The sequence below is a fragment of the Gaetbulibacter sp. NE genome, from assembly GCF_025548475.1.
Taxonomy (GTDB): domain Bacteria; phylum Bacteroidota; class Bacteroidia; order Flavobacteriales; family Flavobacteriaceae; genus Gaetbulibacter_B; species Gaetbulibacter_B jejuensis.
This window is the reverse complement of sequence record NZ_JAOQHY010000001.1, coordinates 168183-186862: the sequence shown is the minus strand read 5'-3', so window position 1 is coordinate 186862 and position 18680 is coordinate 168183. Positions and strand designations below refer to the sequence as shown.

The 18680-nt window shown below is 32.9% G+C and carries 23 protein-coding genes; 5 read left to right on the top strand and 18 right to left on the bottom strand.

Annotated features, from left to right (window positions below; translation table 11 throughout):
• Window positions 1–16: 16 nt before the first annotated feature.
• A complete protein-coding gene (locus OD803_RS00965) occupies window positions 17–991 on the bottom strand; it encodes a D-alanine--D-alanine ligase (protein WP_262732034.1) in 975 nt (324 codons plus the stop codon).
• Between the two features lie 163 nt (window positions 992–1154).
• Between OD803_RS00965 and OD803_RS00960 the strand changes: the two genes are divergently transcribed.
• The 3 genes from OD803_RS00960 to yaaA all read left to right on the top strand — a co-directional run bounded on the left by OD803_RS00960 (window position 1155) and on the right by yaaA (window position 3603).
• The gene (locus tag OD803_RS00960; protein WP_262732033.1) at window positions 1155–1712 is read left to right on the top strand and encodes a PASTA domain-containing protein; all 558 of its coding nucleotides are present in this window, start codon (window positions 1155–1157) and stop codon (window positions 1710–1712) included.
• Window positions 1713–1714: 2 nt separating this feature from the next.
• On the top strand, window positions 1715–2743 hold the full coding sequence (locus OD803_RS00955; protein WP_262732032.1) for an RluA family pseudouridine synthase: 1029 nt from the start codon (window positions 1715–1717) through the stop codon (window positions 2741–2743).
• A 101-nt stretch (window positions 2744–2844) separates the two neighbouring features.
• A complete protein-coding gene (gene yaaA, locus OD803_RS00950; RefSeq protein ID WP_262732031.1) occupies window positions 2845–3603 on the top strand; it encodes a peroxide stress protein YaaA in 759 nt (252 codons plus the stop codon).
• On the opposite strand, the gene OD803_RS00945 is transcribed toward yaaA, so the two are convergent.
• On the bottom strand, window positions 3604–3735 hold the full coding sequence (locus OD803_RS00945; protein ID WP_129759151.1) for a 30S ribosomal protein THX: 132 nt from the start codon (window positions 3733–3735) through the stop codon (window positions 3604–3606). It lies immediately after the preceding gene.
• Between the two features lie 119 nt (window positions 3736–3854).
• On the opposite strand from OD803_RS00945, the gene OD803_RS00940 reads away from it, so the two are divergent.
• The gene (locus OD803_RS00940; protein ID WP_262732030.1) at window positions 3855–4538 is read left to right on the top strand and encodes a hypothetical protein; all 684 of its coding nucleotides are present in this window, start codon (window positions 3855–3857) and stop codon (window positions 4536–4538) included.
• The gene (locus OD803_RS00935; RefSeq protein ID WP_262732029.1) at window positions 4539–5219 is read left to right on the top strand and encodes a uracil-DNA glycosylase family protein; all 681 of its coding nucleotides are present in this window, start codon (window positions 4539–4541) and stop codon (window positions 5217–5219) included. It begins immediately after the preceding gene.
• A gap of 139 nt (window positions 5220–5358) precedes the next feature.
• Here the strand turns inward: OD803_RS00935 and OD803_RS00930 are convergent, their stop codons facing one another.
• The 16 genes from OD803_RS00930 to OD803_RS00855 form a co-directional block, all read right to left on the bottom strand.
• Entirely contained in the window at window positions 5359–5712 is a 354-nt protein-coding gene (locus OD803_RS00930; protein WP_262732028.1) for a hypothetical protein, read from the bottom strand.
• A gap of 544 nt (window positions 5713–6256) precedes the next feature.
• Window positions 6257–8086, bottom strand: coding sequence for a hypothetical protein (locus OD803_RS00925; protein WP_262732027.1), 1830 nt, complete (start codon window positions 8084–8086; stop codon window positions 6257–6259).
• 299 nt (window positions 8087–8385) lie between these two features.
• On the bottom strand, window positions 8386–8547 hold the full coding sequence (locus tag OD803_RS00920; protein WP_262732026.1) for a hypothetical protein: 162 nt from the start codon (window positions 8545–8547) through the stop codon (window positions 8386–8388).
• A gap of 124 nt (window positions 8548–8671) precedes the next feature.
• Entirely contained in the window at window positions 8672–9061 is a 390-nt protein-coding gene (locus OD803_RS00915) for a VOC family protein (protein ID WP_262732025.1), read from the bottom strand.
• A 40-nt stretch (window positions 9062–9101) separates the two neighbouring features.
• Window positions 9102–9539, bottom strand: a complete 438-nt coding sequence (locus OD803_RS00910; protein ID WP_262732024.1) for a hypothetical protein — start codon at window positions 9537–9539, stop codon at window positions 9102–9104.
• A gap of 172 nt (window positions 9540–9711) precedes the next feature.
• Window positions 9712–10269: a hypothetical protein gene (locus OD803_RS00905; protein WP_262732023.1), complete on the bottom strand. Its 558-nt coding sequence runs from the start codon at window positions 10267–10269 to the stop codon at window positions 9712–9714.
• Window positions 10270–10489: 220 nt separating this feature from the next.
• Window positions 10490–11746, bottom strand: coding sequence for an alpha/beta hydrolase-fold protein (locus OD803_RS00900; protein WP_262732022.1), 1257 nt, complete (start codon window positions 11744–11746; stop codon window positions 10490–10492).
• Between the two features lie 230 nt (window positions 11747–11976).
• Complete coding sequence (locus tag OD803_RS00895; protein ID WP_262732021.1) at window positions 11977–12183, bottom strand: hypothetical protein; 207 nt, start codon at window positions 12181–12183, stop codon at window positions 11977–11979.
• 409 nt (window positions 12184–12592) lie between these two features.
• A complete protein-coding gene (locus OD803_RS00890; protein WP_262732020.1) occupies window positions 12593–13051 on the bottom strand; it encodes a tRNA (cytidine(34)-2'-O)-methyltransferase in 459 nt (152 codons plus the stop codon).
• A 90-nt stretch (window positions 13052–13141) separates the two neighbouring features.
• The gene (locus tag OD803_RS00885) at window positions 13142–13285 is read right to left on the bottom strand and encodes a hypothetical protein (protein ID WP_165353649.1); all 144 of its coding nucleotides are present in this window, start codon (window positions 13283–13285) and stop codon (window positions 13142–13144) included.
• A 75-nt stretch (window positions 13286–13360) separates the two neighbouring features.
• Window positions 13361–14125 (bottom strand): tryptophan synthase subunit alpha, encoded by a 765-nt coding sequence (trpA, locus tag OD803_RS00880; RefSeq protein WP_262732019.1) that lies wholly within the window; start codon window positions 14123–14125, stop codon window positions 13361–13363.
• Window positions 14126–14127: 2 nt separating this feature from the next.
• A complete protein-coding gene (gene trpB, locus OD803_RS00875) occupies window positions 14128–15309 on the bottom strand; it encodes a tryptophan synthase subunit beta (RefSeq protein WP_262732018.1) in 1182 nt (393 codons plus the stop codon).
• Between the two features lie 32 nt (window positions 15310–15341).
• The gene (locus OD803_RS00870; protein ID WP_442899839.1) at window positions 15342–16022 is read right to left on the bottom strand and encodes a phosphoribosylanthranilate isomerase; all 681 of its coding nucleotides are present in this window, start codon (window positions 16020–16022) and stop codon (window positions 15342–15344) included.
• Between the two features lie 159 nt (window positions 16023–16181).
• Entirely contained in the window at window positions 16182–16964 is a 783-nt protein-coding gene (gene trpC, locus OD803_RS00865) for an indole-3-glycerol phosphate synthase TrpC (protein ID WP_262732016.1), read from the bottom strand.
• Entirely contained in the window at window positions 16964–17956 is a 993-nt protein-coding gene (gene trpD / locus OD803_RS00860; RefSeq protein WP_262732015.1) for an anthranilate phosphoribosyltransferase, read from the bottom strand. The genes trpC and trpD overlap by 1 nt, the downstream gene beginning before the upstream one ends.
• Before the next feature lie 91 nt (window positions 17957–18047).
• Window positions 18048–18614 (bottom strand): anthranilate synthase component II, encoded by a 567-nt coding sequence (locus OD803_RS00855; protein WP_129759137.1) that lies wholly within the window; start codon window positions 18612–18614, stop codon window positions 18048–18050.
• Window positions 18615–18680: the final 66 nt, after the last annotated feature.

The window sequence follows — 18680 nt, the reverse complement described above, 5'->3', positions numbered from 1 at the left end:
TGTAAAATTACAGATTTTATTTCAAAGCCTCTTCAATAGCATTTTCAAAAAGAGCGCTTAAGCTTATTCCTGCTGTTGCAGCTTGCTGAGGTAATATGCTGGCTTTAGTTAAACCAGGTACTGTGTTAACTTCTAAAAGATGAGGTTCTCCATCTTTAAAAATATATTCGCTTCGGCTAAACCCTTTTAGTTTCAAAATGGTATACACTTGTTTAGCAACAGTGTTTACCTTTTCTTCTTGTGTTTTGCTTAATCTGGCAGGAGTTATTTCTTGCGATTCACCCAAATATTTTGCTTTGTAATCAAAAAAATCATTGTTACTCACAATTTCGGTAATAGGTAAAACGGTTACTTCTCCTTTGTAAGTAATCACTCCAACCGAAACTTCAGTGCCATCTAAAAACGATTCAATAATTACTTCGTCATCTTCTTTAAAAGCTACATCAAGAGCGTTTTTTATGTCTTCTTTGTTATAGACTTTAGTGATCCCAAAACTACTGCCAGCTTTATTAGCTTTTACAAAACAAGGTAAGCCAACTTTGTTGACAATGTCATTTTCATTAACTGCATCTCCTTGGTTGAGGTAATAGGAGGTTGCGGTTTTAATTCCATAAGGTTTTAAGGTGCTTAAACAGTCACGTTTGTTAAATGTTAATGCTGCTTGATACATACCACAACTAGTATGCGGAATGTTTAACAGCTCAAGATATCCTTGCATATAGCCATCTTCACCAGGAGTACCATGAATAGCATTAAACACACAATCAAAAGTTATTTTCTTGTCTTCAAGAGTAATCGAAAAGTCATTTCTGTCAATAGGAAATTCTACATCATTGTCATTAACATAAACCCATTTGTGCTTAAAAATATGTATTCTGTAAGCGTTGTATTTTGAAGTGTCTAGAGTTTCATAAACCACTTGACCGCTTTTTAAGGATATTTCATACTCGCTAGAATATCCTCCCATTATAATGGCAATATTTTTTTTCATATAAAGTCCTGTGTTCACAGGAATTGCTGTTAATTAATAATCACTCGATAATCCGAAACAAACAATAAAACGTAACTAATAATAGTTAAGCTAAAATAGCACATTAAAGCAAAAGAAAAAACCTTTGAGTTTTTATATATTTGTCATAATCTAATTTCCATTTATGAGTTTAGTAAAGTTTCTTACCAGCAAAGCATTTTTAAAACAAATTGCACTGGCTATCGTTGCTCTTGTAGTATTATCGTTTTTAATATTACAATGGTTGAAAAGTTACACCAACCATGGTGAGTTTGTAGAAGTGCCAGATTTAAAAGGTAAGACTTTAGAAACCGTTCAAATAGAATTAGGTGATAATGACTTGCAAATGGAAATTCAGGATTCGGCTAACTACAATCCTAATTATCCTAAATATTCAGTTATTGAGCAATATCCTTTAGCAGGAACTCAGGTTAAAGAAAACCGAAAAATCTATCTTATTTTAAATCCATCAGGTTATCGTAAGGTTGCAGTCCCAAATATTGTAAGACGTACTTTTAGACAAGCCAAACCAACTCTAGAAGCATTAGGGTTTGAAGTAGGAAAAATCACTTATGTTGACGACCTTGGTAAAGATGAGGTGATTGCTGTAAAATATCAAGGAGAAACTCTTAAAGCTGGAGATTTATTACCACTAACCACAAAAATTGATTTGGTTTTAGGTAATGGTAACCGATCAAACTAAACATGGCAGATCACGATACTTCAATAGACGACAATGATGATGAGTTGTACGAACATTATTCGTTTACCGCTGAAAAAGGTCAGCAACCACTTCGTATAGATAAATATTTAATGAATTTTATTGAAAACGCAACACGCAATAAAATTCAAACTGCTGCAAAAAACGGAAGTATTTACGTTAATGATACTCCTGTAAAGCAAAATTACAAGGTAAAACCATTTGATAAAATTAGAGTGCTTTTTGAGCATCCTCCTTATGAGTATTTGTTAACGCCTGAGAATATACCATTGGATATTGTTTATGAAGACGATGAGCTTTTGGTGGTTAATAAACCTGCAGGAATGGTTGTGCATCCTGGTCATGGTAACTATTCAGGGACTTTAATAAATGCTTTAACCTATCATTTTGATAATTTACCAAACAATTCTAGTAATCGTCCTGGATTAGTACATCGTATCGATAAAGATACTAGCGGACTTCTGGTGGTTGCAAAAACCGAAGAAGCTATGACGCATTTGTCTAAGCAGTTTTTTGATAAAACCAGTGAGCGCGAATATGTGGCTTTGGTTTGGGGAAATGTTGAAGAAGATTCAGGTACTGTAGAAGGTAATATTGGTCGTCATCCAAAAAACAGACTGCAAAACACTGTTTTTGAAGGTGATGATGCCGATAAAGGCAAGCCAGCAGTAACCCATTACAAAGTAATTGAGCGTTTAGGTTATGTAACTCTAGTGTCTTGTAAGTTAGAAACTGGACGTACGCACCAAATACGTGTGCACATGAAACACATTGGACATACACTGTTTAATGACGAACGTTATGGTGGCGAAAAAATACTAAAAGGAACAACTTTCAATAAATACAAGCAGTTTGTGGAGAACTGTTTTAAAGTATTACCACGACAAGCGCTACATGCTAAAACACTTGGGTTTGAGCATCCTAAAACTGGAGAGTTTTTACGTTTTAATACCGAAATTCCTGAAGACATGCAGCTGTGTGTTGAAAAATGGCGTAACTACTCCAAGCATTAAGAATTGTAATAAGTTTTCTCAATAGTTTTATTGAAAAGAATAAAATCTAAAGTTGATTTTATAATTAGGTAATTGTAACTTTGGTACAAAGCAAAATATCTATGAAACTCGTTTTATCACCAGCAAAATCTTTAGATTACGAAAGTAAACTTCCCACAACAAAAACTACTGAAGCTTGTTTTTTAAACGAAGCTGAACGCCTTAATAAATTACTTAAAAAGAAGTCGGCTAAAAGTTTGTCAAAGCTTATGAATATCTCAGATAATCTTGGGCAATTAAACTACGAGCGTAATCAAGACTGGAGTTTGCCATTTACAAAAGACAATGCAAGACAAGCTGTATATGCTTTTAGTGGTGATGTGTATAGAGGCTTAGATGCTTACACTATTGAAAGTAGTAGGTTGGATACTTTAGAAGACACGGTTCGCATTATTTCTGGACTCTATGGTGTTTTAAAACCATTGGATTTAATTCAACCTTACCGTTTAGAAATGGGAACTAAATTTCCAGTAGGAAAAAACAAAAACTTATACGAGTTCTGGAAAAAGAAAGTTACTCAAGCACTCAATGACGAGCTGCAAGACGATGAGGTGTTCTTAAATTTAGCGAGTAACGAGTATTTTAAAGCTATAGACACCAAAGCATTAAAGGTTCCTGTAATTACTGCCAGTTTTAAGGATTTAAAAAATGGCGAATACAAAACCATTATGACCTTTGCTAAACTTGCCAGAGGTTATATGACACGATATATTGTAGATACTAATGCCAAAACCATTGACGACCTTAAAGGATTTAACTACGAAGGTTATGGCTTTAGCGAGAGCATGTCTACTAAAAACGACTTGGTATTTATAAGATAATTAAGCCTTAGCTTTTTTATCAATATTTATTTTTTGCTCAGTAGTTGGACGTTTTTTTATTTTTTGACGTCTAACACCTGAAGACCCTCTGTGTATTTTTCCGCGTCGTGTTTTTTTATCACCTTTTCCCATGTTTATTATTATTGGTTACTACAGTAAAATACAAATTTTTTATACTTTAGTCAAGCAATCGATAATCCTCTCAATTCTATATGGTTTACTATTTAATATTGGCTATTCAATTTTTTTGTGTGTATCACGTTTTCAAACATAAAAATGAATATTACTGGGTGTTTCTTATCATTTTTGTTCCAGTAATAGGTTGTGCAGTATATTTAATTAGTAATGTTTATAATAAAAGAGATGCCGAAAAAGTAGCTAGTGATATTACGTCTATTATCAACCCAACAAAAAAAGTTAGGGATTTAGAAAGCAAACTTCAATTTTCTGATACTTATCAAAACAGATTAAATTTAGCTGATGCTTATTTTGAAATATCTGATTACTCAAATGCTAGTCTACATTATGAACAGTTGCTTGAAGATAAATCGCAAAGCAACGTATTTGTAAAAAAGAAGCTTTTAGAAAGTTATTACTACGCACAAGAGTATGAAAAAGCAATTGAGATTGCTGAAACAATAAAAGACCACCAAGAGTTTGTTAATACCATTTCGCAATTTACTTACGGATTATGCCTTGAAAAGCTTAATAGATTTGATGAAGCTGAAACCAATATGAAAGTAATAAACCAGCGTTATTCCCATTACAACGAGCGCTTGGTATTGGCTGAATTTTTATTGAGTCAACAAAAAAATGATGATGCTTACGATATTTTAAATGATATTAACGCAGAGTCACAACACATGACCAAACCTAACCGAAGAATTTATAGGGCAACCATAAATAAAGTTAAAGGCTACTTAAACAAAGCATAGTTGTTTTTTCATAAACACCCATACCAACCTTTTATTCAAAATGACACTACAAAGTTAATTGTAGGTACATTGCCACCACCAAGATTTTCAACAGGTGAGTTGCTAGAAAAAGATGTAGACTTTTGTTACGGCAGCTATTACAATAGCTTGTGGTTGTTTATTGATAAAATCCATAATTTGAATTTACGATACGACAATTCACAAGAGGCTATTGAAGAACGCAAGCGTTTTTTAATACAGCATAAAATAGGTGTTTGTGATATTGTTAAAAGTGCAGAACGAAAGAAGATTGATGCTTCCGATTTGGGAATGACTAACATTGTGTTGCGAGATCTTATTGGCTACATTAAGCAATACCCAACTATTGATACCTTACTGTTTACAGGCGGAAACAGTAAAAATGGACCAGAATATTTTTTTAGAAAACACATTAAAGACTATAATATTAAGTTGAAAGTGGTGACTAACGAAGTTCCAAGAATACACGAGTTTGTTATTCCGATAGAAGGGAAGAAACCTACTGAAGCTACTCGAAAAATAAAAACCGTGTCCTTAACTTCTGGGTCAGGAGCAGCAAATATTTCAATAAGCAGATTGCCATTGTATAAACAGTTAAAAGCTAAAAATCCTGATTTTAATACTTTTGATTTTAGGGTTATGCAGTATAGTGAGTTTTTTTAGTACACTACAATTGTTTTGTGTATAGTTTGTTGTCTAAAACTCAAAAACTCACAAGTTCCGATGCTTCTGAATTCAGAAGTAGACGAGAACCTGTCTGCCGACAGGTGTGCAAGCGATTACTTATAGTCATCCTAAGTTTTTAATCTTCTTTTTCTTTAGTTTTTTTCAAAACATAAGTGTGTTCTATCGTAAAAACACCATTCCATCCAAATGAAACAGCATTAGAACTAATCAATTCATAATTTTGATTTATGTATTTATCTAATGCATTTTTTATTGTGACCATATTAGTTGGAATCCCTTTAGTATTATGTTTTTCAAGTTCAGTTGTCGTAATTTCTCCTTTTTCATCAATAATATGAAGACTTCTTTTCATTGAAGCAAATGAACCATAAGTTTCGATTGATTTAATCATTACTGTGCTTGACTCATTTTGAGAATACGAGTTGAAAGAAATAAATCCAAAGGCAATTAAAATTAATAATCTTTTCATTGTATTATGTTATTTGATTGAGTTGTTTTTTATAACCTCAATAAGGTTAGTATTAAGCTTTTTAAATTCAGAATTTTGTTTTCTGAGTATTTCTATTTGTTCACTTTGCCAAGCTTCATCTGATTTTTGGTCAGATTCTGCAAATCCTAATGATTTATTTTTAATGTGCAGAGTTATAATAGCTAAATATATGAAAACCTATTAGTTATATCTTAAATAATAGGTTTTATCTAATTGTTTTTTGTGGGTATATAACCAAGTTCAAGCACATTCGGCTAAAGCCGACCAATGTTGCTACATTGCTTCGCAATTCTCGCCCCATTGGAAATGTGCTTGAACGCTGCGCTATGCCAAATTGCTACTAGGTATATTTAACCGCACTTCGAGTGAAAACGTGCAAGAACAATAGCTATACGCAATTTGATGTGGTTTAACCTGTATTTTTAAAAATTTGTGAATAAATTCACTATTTTTAAAATCCAAAACCACACTACGCATAGCGCAGCGTTACTTTACAGTGAAGTTTAAATAGTATATCTTATTGCTAATTATTTTGTTTTAATTTCATTTTAGCAATTCTAACCAAATGCTGTTTAATAGGGTTTTTCATATTAGCCATACAATAGTCAAAAAGACTTTTGTTGGTATTTATTAAAGTTTCATAAGCAATAAAATTATCTACATAGTAGATTTCTTCTAAAACAGCTAAAAATTTAGGAAATAGTTTAGTGCCTTCAGGATAGTGATTTTTTAATACTACACCCAAATCGGTAATGTGTTGTGCAGCAGCAGTAGGGTCAACACTGTAGGCTTCAAGATAGCCTTGGGCAAAAGAGGTTAGCCCATAGTTGCTATAGTCTTTTTTAGGGTAAGTTATTTTTGTTGTATTGGTTTTACTGGTGTTGTTAGTAGTGTTGCTAGCAGTTGTAGTACTTGTTGTATTAGAGGTGGTTGGTGTGCTATTGGTAGTCGTAGTGCTTTTTAGTACATCGGTAGAAGGGTTAAACAAACGCGCTTTGTAAACATGCTTTTCTAGAGCCTTATCATACTCTGGAAATACATAGGTTGTAGCACCATCTACCGAAACCACTAAGTTAAGCGATGTGGTGTTACCTAAAGTGCCAACCATAGCGTATTTACCACGTACATACTCGCCATTTTCAAAAAGGTATACGTTCTTTTTATCTTCTGCTGGCATATACCACAAATCGTTAATCGCTGTACCAGGAACAGCGACTACTTTTTCGTTGGTAACCGTAGGCATATTTAAAAAAGCATAGGCCTTATTTGCGGTTTTATTTGTGCCTACAAAAGCGCCAAGACCTTTGGTGTAGTTTATAAAGTTCCAGTCTTTTAATTCGCCTTCGTCACCTCGTTCAAGAGCTTTTACTTTAAGACCGTTAAACAAGAGTACATTTTCGGCACCTGTACTTAGTATTTCTACCGGAATTTTCTGGTCTTTTTTGTATGTGCCTAGATAGGCATTGCGAGCAATGTAATAGGTTTTTGAAAGGGGATCGTAAAACACAAAATCATTTATAAATCTTGAAAACAGCATTTTCTTAAACTCTTTTCCATTAATAAAAACTATCGGAACAAGACGTGCATTGGCAACAGCTCCGTTGGTAAGGTCTGTCATTTGTACCGTTAGAGCTTGTAAACCCTTTTCATATTCGTTATGGTAAATAATGCTTCTGGTAGATGGAGGTGCTACTTTACCGTCAAATTTATTTCGAAGCGGTTGTTTTGTTTCGGCATCTAGTATCGTGCGAACTATCCAATTACCTTGCGCATCATACTCATACGTATATATAGTGGCAGGAAATCCTTGGGTGTGTGCATATACTTCGAGGCCATTTTTGTAGCGTATTTCTCGTACTACAATTTCTCCATCTTTGTGTGTGCGTATTTCGTTTACGGTACACTTAGTGCCATCTTGTGTATAGGAGTATGTTATAGTACTAATATTATTTTTAGGATTGGTATACGTGGTTTTTACGACTCTGTTTTTTGAGTCGTACTCAAAGACTCGGTAGGGACTGTTATATTGTTTTTCTTCAAGTAGTTTGCCTTTGTTATCATATACATATTGATAGGTGCTATATCTATCTTTAAAGTAAACAACCCTCCCTTGGTTATCACGACGTATTTCAAATTCAGCATTATAAGGAAACCATTGCCCATCTTTGGTGTAGTAATCTGATATGCTTTCTTGAAAAACAGCACCTTTTAAGTTTTGATATTGCAAACTGCTTCCTCTAGGTATAGGGTTTTTAGGCGCATGAATCCAGTCAACATGCTGGGCAAAACCTGAATAGGTAGTTAATGTAATGACTAAAAGTAGTAATGATAGTTTGGTGTTGAAATTTTTCATCTAGCTGTAAGTTACAGCTACAATGTTATTTCAAAATGAACTATAAAAAAATACGTCAACTGTCGTATTTTTGTTTTGCTTACTACTGTATTTCACTAATCAAAGCTTATAAATAGTAAGTGTTGTAAATGTTGTAAGTAGGATTATAAGGTTTTTTTAATAGAACTAATGTCGGTGTTTGGGAACTCTAATGAATTTTATCATTAAGGGTTCCTTTATCTCAAGAAGGTTATTATTCAATTTAGTTGAATGCTAATAGGAAACCAATTGATATAAGTAAGAGCGAAGTGAATTTATTATTAATCTAAAAGTCCGCTATGAAGATGGTCTCCATCCTTAGCATTAGGCTTTACAACTTTTCGATTTCCTAAAAAAATTGACTTTACAGTTTCTATCCCATCCATATCTAAAACTTTAGAGGTGTCTTTTTCCTTTTGGTTTTCTTTATTGTTGTTTTTCATTGTCTGGTTTTTAGTTGTTTGGTAGCGGTTTTTGCTGTGTGAGTACATTCGTCTTTAAACATAAATTTAGCAAAAACACGTTGAATTTTGATGGAAATTTTATGAGCAAAAAATATTGTATTTGTTATTTAACATCATTATTAATTTCTATCCAATATCCATTTGGGTCTTTAAAGTAAATCTGTTTGATTCCATCTTTTCGTACATAAATTGTATTCGGATTGTCTTTCCAATCAAAAAATTCAATATTTAATCTTTTTAGATTAGTAATTAAGGCGTCTAAATTAGATGTAGATAATGCAAAATGTACAGCTTTATTTATTTTTATTTCTGAATTTGGACGAGGAATAAGATGAAGCTGTTTGCCTTCATTTAATGATAGCCATCTCGTTTCAGAATTAGAAGCCGTATTTTCAATTTCTTTAAGTTGAAGCACGTTTTGGTAAAACTGAACAGACTCGTCTACATCTTTTACTGAAAGCGCTATATGATTAAATGAAAAGGTGTGTGTCATTATCTTATTAATTCTTCATTAAGTTGTTAGTAAATGTTTATTATAGGTAATTAAAGAATAACTCAACAAAAACACCAAGAACAACACTTAATATTGCAGTTAAATTAGATAAAGGTTTTAATTTAAATGTGTTTGCAAATGCAAGCCATAAACACAGCAGCGCACAAATTGATAAAATTATTGTTCCGTATAAAGGTACTATGCTATTGAAAAGACCTATTAGATTAAAAATAGGGTCTAGCAAAGCAGTAAACCCAAAAAGGGCTAAAGTAAAGTTTGTCTTTTTATGTCCTATAAAAAGGTAATAACTCGCAGCTAAAAGCTCAACACTAATAGCCAAAGGACCAAATTGGTTATAGTATTCTCTTTTAAAATATGCTTCTAATCCTTGAGGGAATTCAATTTTTGATATAAAAGCAACACTTAAAGAAATCCCAATAATCAAAAGTGATAATGCAATAATTTTTCTTTTTTTCATAAGGTCTTTCTAAATGTTTTACAATGGTTTGGCTATGAGAGTTATGTAATTTAGTAAATAAAAACCGAATAGAAAATCTGTGAGTTTAGTCGTTTCGAAATTTAGGGTAGGCGAGAACCTGTCTGCAGATAGGCAAGCAAGTAGTTATTAAAGGTCATTGTGAGCTACTGCTTTAGTGTTTGTTTTCAGTTTGCAATAACTCTTTTAAAGGTCTTCTTAGTTTTTTATAGTCCTCTGGCATTTGAAGAAATGGCTCAATGGTAAAAGTAATTGTATTTTTTGCATTGAAAACCCAATAGTTTCCTTTTAATTTTCCGTCACCAGTCTTAATATTATCCCGAGGAATATTGTTAATTGAAAATTCATTTTTTTCTTCACTATACCAAATTCCTAATGCTTCTAAATCTTTTTCTTTAATATAATTGAGTGTTAAATGTGGTTGGATTACATTGTTGATAGTTTTTAAATTAAAGCTTTTAACAGGAAAATTATTTAATTCTTTTGACCAAGCTGTGTTTTTTCTTTTCACATCAAGAATTTTATTCCACTGTTCCAGTACTAGTGTACTATCCTTTTTTGTCTGTATAACTGTAAATAAACCTTCTTGGATAATTTCAATTTTTTTATTTTGAGGGTATATAGTTATGGTGGTTTTCTCAGAAGCTATTCTACCATCTTCAATTCCAAAAAAAGAAGCCAATGCAAAGAATAATATTTTTATTTGTTCCATTTATCGTTCGGTTTTTTAATTAGCGGTCAAGTTTAGCGACTATGAGTAGTTGCTTGTTTAAGCAACTAATTTAGAAATACAAGCTGAATAGAAAATCTGTGAGTCTAGTCGTTTCGAAATTTAGAAATAGCAGGCTGAAGACTAGCATTAAATTATGTAAGCGGTTGGTGTCTAAACCGTTTCCTGATTTGTATAGCTTATATATATTGTTAGTCTTTGGTTATTTTTTATTTAGAGCTTCAATTCTTTCTTTATAGTAATCGTCACCACTCATTTCATAAGCCTTTTTTAAGTATTTTAAGGCATTCTCTTTGTCATTTTGAGATTCATAATACTCAGCCATCGAATCATAAGCATTTGCACTTGTTGGATTGTATTTAATATTCATTTCAAAAAACATTAATGCCTTTTTAGGTTGACCCATTTGCATATTCATGTAGCCATAGCCATTTAGCATTTCGTCTATCATAGGTGCAGTAGGAACACCAAAATGTTCAGTATAGATTTGTTCCTGCTCCTTCAATAGCGAAACCAATTCTTCTATTGGTGTTTCCGGATTATTATATTTTTGAGGAGATTTAAACTGATACCATTCAAAAAGAAAAATCAACCCATCTCTTATAGATGGTAACGGAACTGTACCATGTAAATCTTCATTATAAACCTTCCATGAAAAATTTAATCCATTCTGTTTTTGAGATTTAGCATAATTTGAAAACTCAATGATTGAACGCGCAAACAAAGTAAATTCTGAAGAGTCATTCATAATATTCTCCATGGTTATGTCTTCATTCCACATATGTAGCTGCTCTGCTGCTAAAGACACAAAAAGGGATTTGCCTTCATAACTTTCTGTACTCAGCTTTTCTTTTGCTTCCTTCAATAATTTTTGGTCGTCCCAATCCAAACTTGGATCTATAGCTATATAATTTTGAAAGAGATGCTTATGATTAACCAACATGTTTATGGTAAACAAACCAGCATAAGAATGCCCAATTAAGGTACGATAAGGAATGGTTGGATACTTATTATCAATATGTGGTATGAGTTCCTTTTCCATAAATTTAGTAAAGGTTTCTGCGCCTCCAGTTTCACGATCAAATGCGCTACCACGTCTCATTTTTATTTGTGAAGTAGTTAAATCTCTTGTTCGGTTTTTGCGATTAGAAACACCAACAAGTATCATGTGTGGGAGGTAATGTCCCCAATAATTACCATAAACAGTTTCTAAAGTGCTTTCTAGTGAAAATCCGTCCATTAAATAAATAACAGCATATTTTTCGTCACTATCTGGTTGAAAATTATCTGGTAATCTTACCCAAAAGTCACGGCTTTCATCTAAAGTTTTAGAAAATATGGAATCTACTATTCGGTTTTGAAATTGCGCTGTTTGGGACTCAGCTGTTTGTGCAATTGCATCTTGATTTACTATTAAAGGCGATACAATAAATACTAATAAGTAGAGGTAATATTTCATTATTTTGGTTTGAATTTAAATGCTAATAAATACATACGCTAAACTAAATGTTTACTTTGATTATTTGTTGTTGGTAATAAAGGCTAACGTGTTTGTATAAGATTAGTTACTTGATTTAGGATGTAATTTAGCAAATAAAAACCGAATAGGAAACCTACAGTTTCCGACGCTTTAGGATTCAGAAGTAGGCGAGAACCAGCAATTAAGTATAGACTTTGTTGAGTGGCGTTTTACAATAATTCAGTTCCGATAATCGCCATTGTTATTTCATCAGTTGCTGTATAGTATAAAGTATATGCATAATTTTTGTAATACATGTTTATAGCAACAATTCTAACTGTTTCGTTTGTTCCTTTATGAAATCCATCAAAATACTCATAGACAGCATCAATCCCTTTGTGCTTATCAACAATAACGTCATCTGAAGTTAAAATCAAACCTGTTGGTTTTATATTTTAATCCGCAATGAAATCAAATTTATTGTTCATTTTGAGAATACTTTTTAATTAAAAAACCAATAAAAACAAGGAATAAAACACAAAAGATAACTGCACTTGTTTTCCAAATATAAATGCTGTAAATAAGAAAAAAACAACCTCCAATAAAAATTGTTTTCCAAATGATTAAAATCATTTTCAAAAATGAAATGTTAGAATTTTGATTCATTCGAGTTGTTTTTTTTAGCTTGTGCCTAACTAGTTTATAATAGCTAAATATATAAAAACCTATTATTTATATCCTAAATAGTACTAATGTTACTAGTTTTAGTTGAGTTGTTTCCTTATTTGGTGCAAAAATTGTATTATTATTTTTATATCAATTTAGGATAAAAACAGCAAGTGTGTTTTATTTAGAACCTAATTGCCTTAAGCCTTCATAAACCACTACGCTTACCGCATTGGCTAGGTTTAAACTACGTATGTGCTTGCTATACAATGGAATTTTAAATAGTGTGTCTTCATTGTTTTGGGTGATGTGTTTAGGGAGTCCAACCGACTCTTTTCCAAAAACCAAAAACAAGTCGTCTTTAAAAGGAATGTCCCAATGCTGTTGCTTGCCATGACTAGACAAATACACCATATTTGCAGTTTTGTTTTTAGTGAAAAAATCGTCAATATCATCATAATAAACAATATCCAAGTGTTGCCAGTAGTCTAATCCTGCACGTTTTAATCGACTGTCATCTATTTCAAAACCAAAAGGTTTTACCAAGTGCAACGTAGAGCCAGTAGCTAATGCTAACCTACCAATATTACCTGTGTTGTTTGGAATTTCGGGTTCTATAAGAACAATATTTAAAGACATTAAAATGATTTTTTTTGAACTGTATAAATATAAAATAACCTATTCTTAATCGAATAGGCTATTTTTACTTTTTATAAAAAACTACAACAATTAGTTTTTGTTTTGTTGTTTCTTTATAGTGCTTTCATCAATATCAAACTGGTTGGTGTTTTGGTTAACATCGCCAGTTGGATTTAACGGATTGCTTTGTTTTTTCTTTGGTTTAAATTTTCTTTTGTCTTCAATAATTCCCATAATTCATTTGATGTTTTATCGTTCATCTTTAACATAAGAAATTGAAGCCAAAATTCTATTAAAATTATCTTAAAATCAGCTAATTATAGATTTTATAAAGTTAGGAATCGTACTAACGCTGTTTTGGTTTAAATGCTTTATAAATGCACTACCAATAATAGCACCTTTAGCATAAGTGGTTGCTTGCGTAAATGTTTCACTATTACTTATTCCAAACCCAACAATTTGAGGGTTTTTAAGGACCATGTCATTTATGCGTTTAAAATAGTTTAATTGCTCATCACCAAATCCTGTTTTTGCTCCTGTCGTACTTGCGCTACTAACCATATAAATAAATCCATTAGACACCGAATCGATGTAACGAATGCGTTCATCACTAGTTTGAGGTGTGATTAAAAACACGTTTGTTAGTCCGTATTTTTCAAAAGTAGCTTGATATTCTTCATGATAAACATCCACAGGAAGATCTGGAATAATTAATCCATCAATGCCAATTTCATGACATTTCTTACAGAAGTTTTCCACACCATATTGAAGCATTGGATTGAAATAACCCATAATAATTAGTGGAATAGAAACCGTTTTTCTAATATCTTTTAACTGATTAAAAAGTATTTCGGTAGTCATTCCGTTTTTTAATGCTTGGGTAGAACTTGCTTGTATGGTTGGTCCATCAGCTAAAGGATCGCTAAACGGTAAACCAATTTCAATCATGTCTACACCATTGTTTTCAAGTGATTCAATAATAGAAACTGTATCGTTAAGGCTTGGGTATCCTGCTGTAAAGTATATGGATAGTAACTTTTTGTCTTCGTTTAGTTTATGTTGAATTCTGTTCATCATTATAAATTAAAATGCTTAATATAGGTTTCTAAATCTTTGTCACCACGACCAGACAAACTCACAACAACAATAGCATCAGGTTTAAAGGTCTTTTGTTCAAAAATAGCCAAAGCGTGAGAGCTTTCAATAGCAGGAATAATACCTTCCAGCTTACAAAGTTCTAAGCCTGCATTCATTGCTTGGTCGTCTGTTATGGCAATAAACTCAGCACGACCAGAAGCATATAAATGCGCATGCATTGGTCCAACTCCTGGATAATCCAGTCCAGCCGAAATAGAATAAGGCTCAGTAATTTGACCATCGTTGGTTTGCATAAGTAGGGTTTTGCTTCCATGTATAATTCCCATCTTTCCTAATACTGAAGTTGCTGCACTTTCACCAGAATTTACACCATGACCAGCAGCTTCAACAGCTATAAGATTCACATTTTCATCATCTAAAAAATGATAATAAGCACCAGCAGCATTACTGCCACCACCAACACAAGCAATAACATAGTCAGGTGTTTCAGTGTCTTCGTGTGTTTTTAGTTGCGATTTTATTTCCTCTGAAACCACACTTTGAAATCTTGCTACCATATCAGGGTAAGGATGTGGACCAACTACGCTACCAATTATATAGTGCGTATTTACAGGATTGCTAATCCAGTCTCTTATGGCTTCATTTGTAGCATCTTTTAAGGTTTTGCTTCCTGAAGTTGCAGGAACAACTGTAGCACCAAGCATTTTCATTCTGGCAACATTAGGCGCTTGTCGAGCAATATCAATTTCTCCCATGTACACAATACATTCCAATCCCATTAATGCGCAAACCGTTGCTGTTGCAACACCATGTTGTCCTGCTCCAGTTTCGGCAATAATTCGGGTTTTGCCAAGGCGTTTTGCCATAAGAATTTGGCCAATAGTATTATTGATTTTATGTGCTCCTGTATGGTTAAGGTCTTCGCGTTTGAGGTAAATTTTAGTATTGTGTTTTTCTGAAAGTCGCTTAGCAAAATAGAGAGGAGAAGGACGACCAACGTAGTCTTTTAAAAGCTGATTGAACTCTGCTTTAAAATCGGGTTCGTTCATTACTTTTAGATAGTTTTGGCGTAACTCTTCTACATTTGGATATAGCATCTCAGGTATGAATGCGCCTCCAAATTCTCCGTAATAGCCTTTTTCGTTTACATTATAACTCATAGTTGTTTTTTTTTGGTCATGCTCTGACTCGCTCAGAATGACAAATCAGTTTTAAATGTTGCTAGTTTTTCTAAATTTTTTAAGCCTGCTTCAATCTCGAACTTGCTATTAACATCAAGCGCATAACAGTATTTAGATTTTGGACTTCGTAGGAATGATTTAATATCTTTGGTTTCGTTTAAACCAATACCACCACTTAAAAAATACGGTTTTTGTGATGGATAATTGCTTAATACTTCCCAGTTGAAAGTGTAACCATTACCTCCAGGTAACTGTCCTTTAGTGTCAAAAAGAAAGTAATTGCAAACTGCTTCGTAGGGTTTTAAAACGTCAAAATTAAATTCGTTTTTTATTGAAAATACTTTAATGATTTCAATGGGATTTTTATGTTGTTCTGAAAGCTTAGGAAGGTTTAATGTCTCATTTTTTTTAGTGGATTCCGCATCAAGTGCGGAATGACAAGCTTGCGTTAAGTCTTTGCAATAATCAGCAGATTCATTCCCATGAAGCTGTATAGCGTTAAGCTTGTGTGTTTTTACTTTTGATAAAATATAATCTATTTCAGCATCTACAAAAACACCTACTTTTTTTATCGCTTTTGGAAGTTCAGGGATGTTACCATCAAAATATCTTTTGGATTGCTTATAGAAAATAAAACCAAGATAGTCAGGTTGCAAGTTGGCAACTTGAGTAATGTTATCTTGATATTTCATTCCGCATATTTTGAGTTTCATGATAAATGTCATTCTGAATTTGATTTATCTTTTTGTTGCTTATGATGGATTCCGCATCAAGTGCGGAATGACAAGTTGGATTTTTGATAGGTTAGTTTTATTTTCCATTTGAGTAAGGGTTCTCCTCCTTTGGAGGAGTTAGAGGAGGCTTTTAATAAATGCTTTAGCGTTTACTCCAGGATTATTAGTTTTCATAAAGTTTTCACCAATTAAAAACCCTTGATAACCATACGTTTTAAGTGTTTGTATAGACTGAATGTCACTTATACCACTTTCTGAAACTTTTACAAACTCGTCAGGGATTTTAGTGCTAAGAGTTTTACTAGTGTCTAAGCTTACTTCAAAAGTCTTAAGGTTGCGGTTATTTACACCTATCATATCAAGACTAGGCATTATAGATTTTTGCAATTCATCTTCATTATGAACTTCTAATAATACATCTAAGCTTAGACTTTTCGCTAATTGAGAAAATTGTTTAATCTCTTCTTGGGTTAAAATGGCAGCAATAAGTAAAATTACATCTGCACCATAAGATTTAGCTTCAATAATTTGATATTCGTCAATAATAAACTCTTTTCTTAAAAGTGGTAGGTTGCAGCTTGCTCTAGCCACTATTAAATCGTCAAGAGAACCACCAAAATATTTTCCATCGGTTAGTACAGACATTCCGCAAACACCAGCATTTTCATAACCAGTTGCGACGTCTTGAACATTTAAGCCATTGTTGATAATTGATTTTGAAGGTGAGCGACGTTTGTGTTCAGCAATAATACCTGAAGAGCTGTTTTTTAGTTTTTCGGATAATGAAATCGTTGCTCTGTTGAACAGTTGTGAGCTTTCCAATTGTTGTGTACTTATCAAGGCTTTTTTTAAATCAACCTCTTTACGTTTATCAAATACTATTTTATCGAGTATATTCATTACTTGCTCAGTTCTACTAATTTGTCAAAACATTTCTTTGCTTTACCACTCATAAGTGACTCTTTAGCTTCGCTAAACGCCTCTTGAATGGTGTTGTTTTTTACTGTTGAAATAGCAATAGCTGCATTGGCGCAAACCACATTATTTTGGGCTTCAGTACCTTGACCAAGAAGTACATGGGTGAATATTTTTGCCGATGTTTTTACAGAATCACCACCATGTATTGCATCTTGATGCAATTTTTCAACTCCAAAATCTTTTGGGTTAATAACAACATTTCCCTTGTTGCTTGATAGTTTTGATACTCCTGTTAAAGAAATTTCGTCATAACCATCTAAAGCATGTACAATGCTATAATTTTTATCAGTGTTTTGGTACAGATAACTGTATTGTCTCAATAACTCCAAACTAAACACACCAACCATTTGGTTTTTTGGAAACGACGGATTTACCATTGGTCCAAGCATATTAAAAAATGTTTTTACACCAAGTTCGCGTCGTATTGGAGCAACGTGTTTCATTGCAGGATGAAATAATGGAGCATGAAGTACACAAATACCAGCTTTATCTAAACAGGTTTTTAAAAAATCGATATCGTTACTAAATTTTACACCTAAAAACTCAAGCACATTTGAAGAGCCGCAAGCCGAAGACACACCATAGTTACCATGTTTTGAAACGTGAACTCCAGCTCCTGCAGTAACAAACGACGCTAGAGTGGAAATGTTAAATGTGTCTTTTCCGTCACCACCTGTTCCGCATAAATCAATAGCGTTAAAGTCATTCAAATCTACAGGAATACAAAGGTCTAAAAGCGCATCTCTAAAGCCCAATAACTCTTGGGTTGTAATACTTCGCATCATATATACAGTTAAAAAAGAGGCAATCTGACTTTGGTTGTACTCTCCTTTAGAAATGTTAACCAAAACATTTTTAGCTTCTTCGGTAGAAATGCTTTCTTGGTTTATTAATCGGTTTAAAATGGTTTTCATATTTGGATATTCTGTCCTGAAATGTCAATGCGTTCAGGATTTTATAGTTTTAATTTTTAATAGATGATGAATTAATAGAAAAACGACAATATTAACTTTTAACCCAGTTTTCTAGCATTTGTTTTCCGTTAGGTGTTAAAACAGATTCTGGATGAAACTGAACACCTCTTACATCATACACTTTGTGTCTTAAAGACATCACTTGTCCGTTGTCATCAAAAGATGTGGCTTCTAAAACATCAGGGAGCTTTTCATCTACAACCCAAGAGTGGTAGCGACCAACAGCAATGGTTTTGTCCATGTTTTTAAAAAGAATTTCATCATCTGCAGTAATATTTACCTGAGTAGAAACGCCATGGTACACACTTTTAAGATTGATGAGTTTGCCTCCAAAAACTTCACCTATAGCTTGTTGACCCAAGCAAACACCTAGAATACTTTTTGAAGCTGCATAGGTTTCAATAATAGGTTTTAATAAACCAGCTTCATCAGGAATTCCAGGACCTGGAGATAATACTATTTTGTCAAACGCTTTTACGAAATCCAACTCTAGTTGGTCGTTGCGTTTTACAGTTACTTCACAATCTAAATCCTCAAGATAATGCACAAGGTTGTAAGTGAAACTGTCGTAATTATCAATAACTAATATTTTCTTCATCTCTATAAATTTTAGTGTCGATTGCACTTTTTATTGCTTTTATGGACTATCAATGATCATTATTAA

What these genes read in the sequence shown, in the direction of transcription:
- trpA (WP_262732019.1), bottom strand. Translation starts at nt 14,125, where the DNA reads ATGAACAGAATTCAACATAAACTAAACGAAGACAAAAAGTTACTATCC.
- OD803_RS00910 (WP_262732024.1), bottom strand. Translation starts at nt 9,539, where the DNA reads ATGAAAAAAAGAAAAATTATTGCATTATCACTTTTGATTATTGGGATT.
- OD803_RS00915 (WP_262732025.1), bottom strand. Translation starts at nt 9,061, where the DNA reads ATGACACACACCTTTTCATTTAATCATATAGCGCTTTCAGTAAAAGAT.
- OD803_RS00955 (WP_262732032.1), top strand. Translation starts at nt 1,715, where the DNA reads ATGGCAGATCACGATACTTCAATAGACGACAATGATGATGAGTTGTAC.
- OD803_RS00870 (WP_442899839.1), bottom strand. Translation starts at nt 16,022, where the DNA reads ATGAAATATCAAGATAACATTACTCAAGTTGCCAACTTGCAACCTGAC.
- OD803_RS00855 (WP_129759137.1), bottom strand. Translation starts at nt 18,614, where the DNA reads ATGAAGAAAATATTAGTTATTGATAATTACGACAGTTTCACTTACAAC.
- OD803_RS00965 (WP_262732034.1), bottom strand. Translation starts at nt 991, where the DNA reads ATGAAAAAAAATATTGCCATTATAATGGGAGGATATTCTAGCGAGTAT.
- trpB (WP_262732018.1), bottom strand. Translation starts at nt 15,309, where the DNA reads ATGAGTTATAATGTAAACGAAAAAGGCTATTACGGAGAATTTGGAGGC.
- trpD (WP_262732015.1), bottom strand. Translation starts at nt 17,956, where the DNA reads ATGAAAACCATTTTAAACCGATTAATAAACCAAGAAAGCATTTCTACC.
- OD803_RS00925 (WP_262732027.1), bottom strand. Translation starts at nt 8,086, where the DNA reads ATGAAAAATTTCAACACCAAACTATCATTACTACTTTTAGTCATTACA.
- trpC (WP_262732016.1), bottom strand. Translation starts at nt 16,964, where the DNA reads ATGAATATACTCGATAAAATAGTATTTGATAAACGTAAAGAGGTTGAT.
- OD803_RS00930 (WP_262732028.1), bottom strand. Translation starts at nt 5,712, where the DNA reads ATGAAAAGATTATTAATTTTAATTGCCTTTGGATTTATTTCTTTCAAC.
- OD803_RS00945 (WP_129759151.1), bottom strand. Translation starts at nt 3,735, where the DNA reads ATGGGAAAAGGTGATAAAAAAACACGACGCGGAAAAATACACAGAGGG.
- OD803_RS00905 (WP_262732023.1), bottom strand. Translation starts at nt 10,269, where the DNA reads ATGGAACAAATAAAAATATTATTCTTTGCATTGGCTTCTTTTTTTGGA.
- OD803_RS00890 (WP_262732020.1), bottom strand. Translation starts at nt 13,051, where the DNA reads ATGTCTTTAAATATTGTTCTTATAGAACCCGAAATTCCAAACAACACA.
- OD803_RS00885 (WP_165353649.1), bottom strand. Translation starts at nt 13,285, where the DNA reads ATGGGAATTATTGAAGACAAAAGAAAATTTAAACCAAAGAAAAAACAA.
- OD803_RS00920 (WP_262732026.1), bottom strand. Translation starts at nt 8,547, where the DNA reads ATGAAAAACAACAATAAAGAAAACCAAAAGGAAAAAGACACCTCTAAA.
- OD803_RS00960 (WP_262732033.1), top strand. Translation starts at nt 1,155, where the DNA reads ATGAGTTTAGTAAAGTTTCTTACCAGCAAAGCATTTTTAAAACAAATT.
- OD803_RS00900 (WP_262732022.1), bottom strand. Translation starts at nt 11,746, where the DNA reads ATGAAATATTACCTCTACTTATTAGTATTTATTGTATCGCCTTTAATA.
- yaaA (WP_262732031.1), top strand. Translation starts at nt 2,845, where the DNA reads ATGAAACTCGTTTTATCACCAGCAAAATCTTTAGATTACGAAAGTAAA.